Annotated in this window: 6 protein-coding genes and 1 pseudogene; 2 read left to right on the top strand and 5 right to left on the bottom strand. The window is 73.6% G+C overall.

The genetic code is table 11. The features are described from left to right. Window positions 1-122: 122 nt before the first annotated feature. The 5 genes from E1264_RS38500 to purU all read right to left on the bottom strand — a co-directional run bounded on the left by E1264_RS38500 (window position 123) and on the right by purU (window position 5,027). The gene (locus E1264_RS38500; protein WP_132181826.1) at window positions 123-794 is read right to left on the bottom strand and encodes a response regulator; all 672 of its coding nucleotides are present in this window, start codon (window positions 792-794) and stop codon (window positions 123-125) included. Then, window positions 791-2,392 carry a sensor histidine kinase gene (locus E1264_RS38495; protein ID WP_207936800.1) on the bottom strand — a complete coding sequence of 534 codons (1,602 nt, stop codon included), beginning with the start codon at window positions 2,390-2,392 and terminating at the stop codon, window positions 791-793. Before E1264_RS38495 ends, E1264_RS38500 begins: the two co-directional genes overlap by 4 nt. A gap of 466 nt (window positions 2,393-2,858) precedes the next feature. After that, window positions 2,859-3,431, bottom strand: coding sequence for a hypothetical protein (locus E1264_RS38490; protein ID WP_132181824.1), 573 nt, complete (start codon window positions 3,429-3,431; stop codon window positions 2,859-2,861). 1 nt (window position 3,432) lies between these two features. Then, window positions 3,433-4,062 carry a DUF6286 domain-containing protein gene (locus E1264_RS38485; protein ID WP_132181822.1) on the bottom strand — a complete coding sequence of 210 codons (630 nt, stop codon included), beginning with the start codon at window positions 4,060-4,062 and terminating at the stop codon, window positions 3,433-3,435. A 107-nt stretch (window positions 4,063-4,169) separates the two neighbouring features. Beyond that, complete coding sequence (gene purU / locus E1264_RS38480) at window positions 4,170-5,027, bottom strand: formyltetrahydrofolate deformylase (protein ID WP_132181820.1); 858 nt, start codon at window positions 5,025-5,027, stop codon at window positions 4,170-4,172. Window positions 5,028-5,128: 101 nt separating this feature from the next. Here purU and E1264_RS38475 point away from each other — a divergent pair, with 101 nt between their 5' ends. Next, window positions 5,129-6,247, top strand: a complete 1,119-nt coding sequence (locus E1264_RS38475; protein ID WP_132181818.1) for a winged helix DNA-binding domain-containing protein — start codon at window positions 5,129-5,131, stop codon at window positions 6,245-6,247. A gap of 66 nt (window positions 6,248-6,313) precedes the next feature. Continuing rightward, window positions 6,314-6,594 (top strand): annotated as a pseudogene (locus E1264_RS38470) (amino acid deaminase/aldolase); the annotation flags it as partial.

Genomic DNA, 6,594 nt, shown 5'->3' with positions numbered 1-6,594 from the left:
GGCCCCGGCCGTCCCGGCCCCGGCCGTCTCGGGACCGGTCGTCTCGGACTCGGTCTTCTCCGGCTTCTCGTTCACCACGACTCCCCCGCTGTCGTTTCACCGTCGCCCCATGCGTACCCCGTCTACCCGGGGTAGAAGCGCACCTCTGGACGTCCGACTTGACCGTAGTGGGGGCGGCGGCGGGCCAGGCCGTTCTCCGCAAGGTATTCGAGATATCGGCGGGCGGTGACGCGTGACACGCCGGTGAGGTCGGCGGCCGCGGCGGCGGACAGCCCGTCGGCCGCGCCGGCCAGCACCTCGGTGACGGCCTGGAGCGTCTCGCGGCTCATGCCCTTCGGCAGCGAGCGGTGGCCGGGGCTGCGGAGGGTCGCGAGCATGCCGTCCACGTCGGCCTGGCCGCTGACCTCGCCGGTGCCGACGGCCTGCTCCCGGAACCGCGCGTACCCGACGAGCTTGTCGCGCAGGGACGCGAACGTGAACGGCTTGAGCAGGTACTGGACGACGCCGACCGACACCGCGGAGCGGATGACGGCGAGGTCCCGCGCGGAGGTGACGGCGATGACGTCCACGTCGCTGCCGCCGGCGCGGAGCGCGCGGCACACCTTCAGGCCGTGGGTGTCGGGCAGGTAGAAGTCGAGGAGGACGACGTCGACGGGGGTCTTCTCGCAGAAGCGGAGGGCGTCAGCGCCGGAATGGACGACCCCGGCGACGCTGAACCCGGCGACGCGCTCGACGTAGGAGCGGTGCGCCTCCGCGGCGACGGGGTCGTCCTCGACGACGAGCACTCTGATCATCGGGACTCCAGGGGAAGTCGGACGGTGAAGATGGCGCCGCCGTCGTGGCCGACGTGGATGTCGCCGCGGTGCCGCCGGACGGCCTGCCCGACGAGGGCGAGGCCGAGACCGTGCCCGACGGGCCCGCCGGAGGTCTTGGTCGTCCAGCCGCGCCGGAACATCTCGGGCACGGCGGCCGGGTCGACGCCGCGCCCGCTGTCGGCGACCTGGAGGACGAGTTCGCCGCCGTCCTTGCGGGCGCTGACGACCACGCGGGGCGGGCGGATCGCGGAACCCTCGAGGGCGGCGTCGACGGCGTTGTCGATGAGGTTGCCGAGGATGGTGACGAGGTCGCGGGGCTCCACCAGGCCCTCGATGGCGGTGTCGTCGGTGACGACGAGCTCGACGCCGCGCTCCCCCGCCTCCGCGGACTTGCCGAGCAGCAGCGCGACCAGCACCGGCTCGGTCGCCGAGCCGACGACCCGGTCGGTGAGCCGCTGCGCGGTCTCCAGCTCGGCGGTGGCGAACTCGACGGCGTCCTCCGGGCGGCCGAGCTCCACCAGCGACACGACCGTGTGCAGCCGGTTCGCGGCCTCGTGGGCCTGGGACCGCAGCGACTCGGCGAAGCCGCGGACGGTGTCCAGCTCGCCGGTCAGCCCCATCAGCTCGGTGTGGTCGCGGAGGGTGACCACGTTGCCCATCGCCCGGTCCCGCGACCGGACCGGCGAGGTGTTCACGACGAGGACGCGGGTGTCGCTGACATGGATCTCGTCCGATCGCGGTTTGGCGGACACGAACGTGGCGACCAGCTCGTCGGACAGCCCGAGTTTCGCCACGGGCTGCCCGCGCGAGGCGTCGCCGATGCCGAGCAGGTCGCGTGCGGCGTCGTTGCAGAGGACGATGCGTCCCGCCCGGTCGAGGAGGAGCAGGCCCTCGCGGACGGCGTGCAAGATCGCTTGATAGTACTCGAACATCTCGCGCAGCTCGCCGGGCGCGGCGCCGCGGGTCTGCCGGCGCAGCCGCGCGGACACCAGGTAGCTGCAGCCGAGACCGGCGGCGAGGACGGCCCCGGCGACGGCGACGACGTACAGGAGCCGCTGCCGCAGCTCCGCCGAGATGACCCGGACCGTGATGCCGACCGACACGAGCGCGACGATGCGGCCGTTGCGGTCGAACACCGGCGTGACGGCGCGGACGGACGGGCCGAGCGTGCCGGTGTAGGTCTCGGTGAACGTCCGCCCGGCGAGGGCGGGCCCGGTGTTGCCGACGAAGTGCCCGCCGATCCTGGCCGGGTTCGGGTGGGTGTAGCGGATCCCGGCCGGAGTCATGATCGTGATGAAGTCGACGCGGGCGTCACGGCGGACGCGCTCGGCGTACGGCTGGAGCAGCTTGCTCGGGTTGGGGGTGGCGAGCGCGGCCGGGATGTTCGCGGAGCTCGCGATGGTCCGCGCGACCGCCTTCACCGTCTGCCGGGCGGCCGCGTCGGCAGCGCGGTCGGCGTCCAGGTAGGCGATGGTCGCGCCGACCGACACCAGCAGGCCGACGATCGCGGCCTGCAGCACAAGCAGCTGCCGCGCCAGGCTCCAGCGGCCGGGCCACGTCCAAGCGGGACGCCGCACTGTCGCACCTTTCGTCGCTCCACGCCGTGAACGAAATGTACACAAGCGTGACCATCGTTCCTGGACCGCGCATAGTCACGGGTGCACAGTCTCCGCCCAGAGGACCCGTGCTCCAGACCTGCGAGCCCGTTTCAGCGCAGGCGTCCGCCGTGTGCATGCGCCCGCTCCGCCCGGCGCATGGGCGCCTGCCAGGGCGCGGGCGCCCGTCCAGGATCCGCAGCCCCCGCAACCAGCGGATCCGGACGGGCGCCGCTCCTTGCCTCCCAGCTTGGGGCATCGCATCGTCGTAGTACGCGCCGTACGCCGGATTGGCCGAGGTCGGCCCGGACGAGCGCGTCAAAGATCGGCCGTCACACCGCGTCTAGGCGCGCGCGTACGGCCGCCCGGTGTCAGAGTCACCCCGCTCCTGACACCGGGCGGCTCCTTCCGCGGCCCTTCGCCGCCGCCTACCGCTTACCGGCGCCGCTTACCTGCGCCGCTTACCGCCACCGCTCTCCGTGGCCGCTTGCCGCCGCTTGGACGCGGCCCGGAAGCGGACAACCACCGGCAGGTCCGGCATCCCGATCGCCTGCCGGTACCGCTCGACCGGGCCCGCGCCCAGCTCGCCGTACACCTCGCTGACGAGGGCGTCGCCCGCGAACGCGACCCGCATGCGCAGCCGCGGCCGGGTGGCCGTGCCGGTGAGCCGGACACGGGCGTCCTGGACGCCCGGCAGCCCCCGCGCGTCCCGCGTCAGGTCGTCGGCCGCCGCGCGGGCGAGGGCGCGGGTCTGCGCGTCGAGGTCCGGCCACCACCGGTGGATAAGGGCCCGGCACTGGAACACCAGCCACAGCTGCCCGGCGAGCGCGACGATCTCCGCGACGCCCGCCGCGACGGGCAGGAACCAGCCGCTGTCGCTGGCGAACCGCAGCAGGGCGGGGTCGAGCAGCGGCCTGCCCGACAGGGCGAGGAGCGCGTCGAACGCGCCGAGGCCGGCGGCGAGGGCCGCGCCCCCGCAGAGCAGCAGCGCCGCCCCGGTCACCGCGATCGCGATCCTCATCTCAGTCCTTCCGCCAGCCGAGCCGGACGTCGACGTCCGGCCGGCGCATCGGCTCGATGCGGTCGAGGCGCTCGTCGACCGCGCGGCGCACCAGCTCGGCGAGGTTCGCCGGGTTGCGGTAGTGCGTGGCCGCCCGCACCACGAGCCGCCTGCGGACCAGGCCCCGGCGGCGGACGCGGGCGCGCTCGATGCCGTGGACGCCGAGCGCCGCGTCCGCCAGCGTGCGGTGCAGGGCGGCGCGTCCGAGAACGCCCGCGAGGCGCGGATCGGTCCCGGCCAGCGGCATGCCGCGGAGCCGTCCCGGCAGCGCGGCCAGCAGGAACGCGAGCCCGAGGGCGGCGACCCCGGCCGCGGCGATCATGACGTCCGGGTCGTCCCAGGTGCGCCCGCGCAGCGCGTCCGCGGCCTCGGCCACGCCCGGCACCGGGTGCACGCCGGACCCGAGCACCGCCGCCAGCAGCTCGATCGCGGCGACCCCGCCCACGGCGGTGACCAGCAGCGCGGCGGCGAACCCGGCGAGCGCGCGCCGGGGCCGGAACTCGCGGACGGCCAGCCGCCGCGCCCGCCGCTCGTTCTGCGCCTCCTCGATCGCGTCGCTGTCATCCGTTCGCTGGGCCAGCGTCTCGGTCATGGCCACCCCCGTGAGCCATCGGCACGTCCGACATCATCACCCATGGTGAGGCATCGTCACGCACAGCGAAACCCGCCATGCCGACACCGTCCGGACGAAAACGCAGGTCAGCGGAAGACGACGGTGCGGTCCCCGTTGAGCAGGACGCGGTGCTCGGTGTGCCACCGGACGGCCCGCGCCAGCGCGAGGCACTCGACGTCGCGTCCCACGGCCACGAGCTCCTCCGGGCTGTGGGTGTGGTCGACGCGCGCGACCTCCTGCTCGATGATCGGGCCCTCGTCCAGGTCGGCGGTGACGTAGTGCGCGGTGGCGCCGATCAGCTTCACGCCGCGCGCGTGCGCCTGGTGGTAGGGGCGGGCGCCCTTGAAGCTCGGCAGGAACGAGTGATGGATGTTGATGATCGCGCCGGGCAGCTTGGCGCAGAAGTCGTCCGACAGGATCTGCATGTACCGGGCGAGGACGACCAGGTCGGCGCGGTAGTGCTCGACCAGCGTGAGGATCTCGGCCTCCTGCGCGGGCTTGCCGCCCGGCCCGACCGGCAGGTGGTGGTAGTCGATCCCGTACGACTGGGTGAGGGGCCGCAGGTCCGGATGGTTGGACGCGACCGCGACGATCTCGATGTCGAGCAGCCCGGACCGCGTCCGGTAGAGCAGGTCGTTCAGGCAGTGCCCGCCCTTCGACACCAAGATCAGGACGCGGGGCCGCTCGTCCAGCGCGTGCAGCCGCCACTGCAGCTCCAGCTCGGGCGCCAGGGACGCGAACGCGCCGCGCAGCTCGTCGGGGTCGGTGCCGTCCGGGGCGGCGAACTGCACCCGCATGAAGAACGTGCCGGAGTCGCCGTCGCCGAACTGCTGGCTCTCCAGGATGTTGCACCCGCGCTCGGCCAGCAGCCCCGAGACGGCGGCGACGATGCCGGGCCGGTCGGGGCATGACAGGGTCAGCACGTATTGGCTCACGGGTCTCATCTTTCGGGCGGGAAGCGGCAGCTCAGAACGTTCCTCCGAGCTTACGCGCCCCCCGCCCCCCGCGGGCCGGAGCGCCGCGCGCCGGGCTGGAGAATGGCCGTATGAGCGAACGGCTGTCCCGGCGTGCCCTGAACCGCGCCACGCTGGCCCGGCAGCTTCTCCTCGAACGGGCGGCGATGCCCGTCGTGGAGGCGGTCGAGCGGCTGGCGGGGCTCCAGGCGCAGACCCCGCACACCTGGTACGCGGGGCTCGGCGTCCGGCTCGACGGGGTGACGCCGCAGGACGTGGCGGAGCTGCTCGTCGGGCGGCGGCTCGTCCGGCTCGCGCTGATGCGGTCGACGATCCACCTGGTCAGCGCGCGGGACGCGCTCCGGCTCCGGCCGCTCGTGCAGCCCGTCCTCGACCGGGACCTGTTCAGGAACTACACGCACGCCAAGCCCGTCGAGGGCCTCGACATGGACGACCTGGTCGCCGCCGCCCGGCCGCTCCTGGAGGAGAAGCCGCTCACGAGCAAGCAGCTCGGCGCGCTGCTGGCCGAGCACGGCCGCGCGGCCGGCTGGGGCGACCGCGCCCCGGCGTCACTCGCCTACGCGGCCCGCTGCCGGATGGCCCTGGTGCAGGTCCCGCCGCGCGGCGTGTGGGGATCGAGCGGCCCGATCGCGCACACCACCGCCGAGAAATGGCTGGGCGAGCCGCTCGCGGACGACGCGACGCCCGACGAGCTGGTCATGCGCTATCTGGCGGCGTTCGGGCCGTCCACGGTGATGGACGCGCAGACCTGGTCGGGCCTGACCCGGCTGAAGGAGGTGATGGAACGGCTCCGTCCACGCCTGGTCACGTTCGAGGACGAGAAGGGCCGCGAGCTGTTCGACCTGCCGGACGCCCCCCGTCCCGGCCCCGACGTGCCCGCGCCGCCGCGACTGCTCTACGACTTCGACAACCTGCTGCTGTCGCACGCCGACCGGAGCCGCGTCATCACCGGCCAGTTCGAGGCGCAGAACTACCGCGTGCGGCGGCCCGTCCCCAGCATCGTCCTCATCGACGGCTTCACCGCCGGCGAATGGACGCTCGACCGCCAGGGCGACCAGGCGACCATGACGATCAAGACGTACGACAAGCCCGCCCCCGACGACGCCGAGGCGCTGGAAGCCGAGGCGCACCGCCTGGTCTCCTTCGCCGCCGCCGATGCCCAGACCCGGAGAGTCCACATAACTCAATAGCCGCCGCCACCCCGAACTTACGTGAGAGGTTTTCACGTTAGACCTATACTGACCGCCGTGACGAGCATGAACCTCCGGGATCGCTACGACGCCACGACGGCCGGAATCGAGGCGCCGTTCGCCGTCGTCGACCTGGCGGCCTTCCGCGCCAACGCCGCCGGCCTCGCCCGCCGCGCCGCCGGCAAGCCGATCCGGGTCGCGAGCAAGTCGGTGCGCTGCCGGGCACTCCTGGAGGACGTCCTCGCCCTGGACGGCTTCGCCGGGATCATGGCGTTCACCGTCCCCGAGGCGCTCTGGCTGGCGCGGGAGAACGTCAGCGACGACATCCTCGTCGCCTACCCCACCGC

The sequence above is a fragment of the Actinomadura sp. KC216 genome, assembly GCF_004348535.1.
GTDB lineage: Bacteria > Actinomycetota > Actinomycetes > Streptosporangiales > Streptosporangiaceae > Spirillospora.
This window is presented reverse-complemented; position numbering and strand designations above follow the sequence as displayed.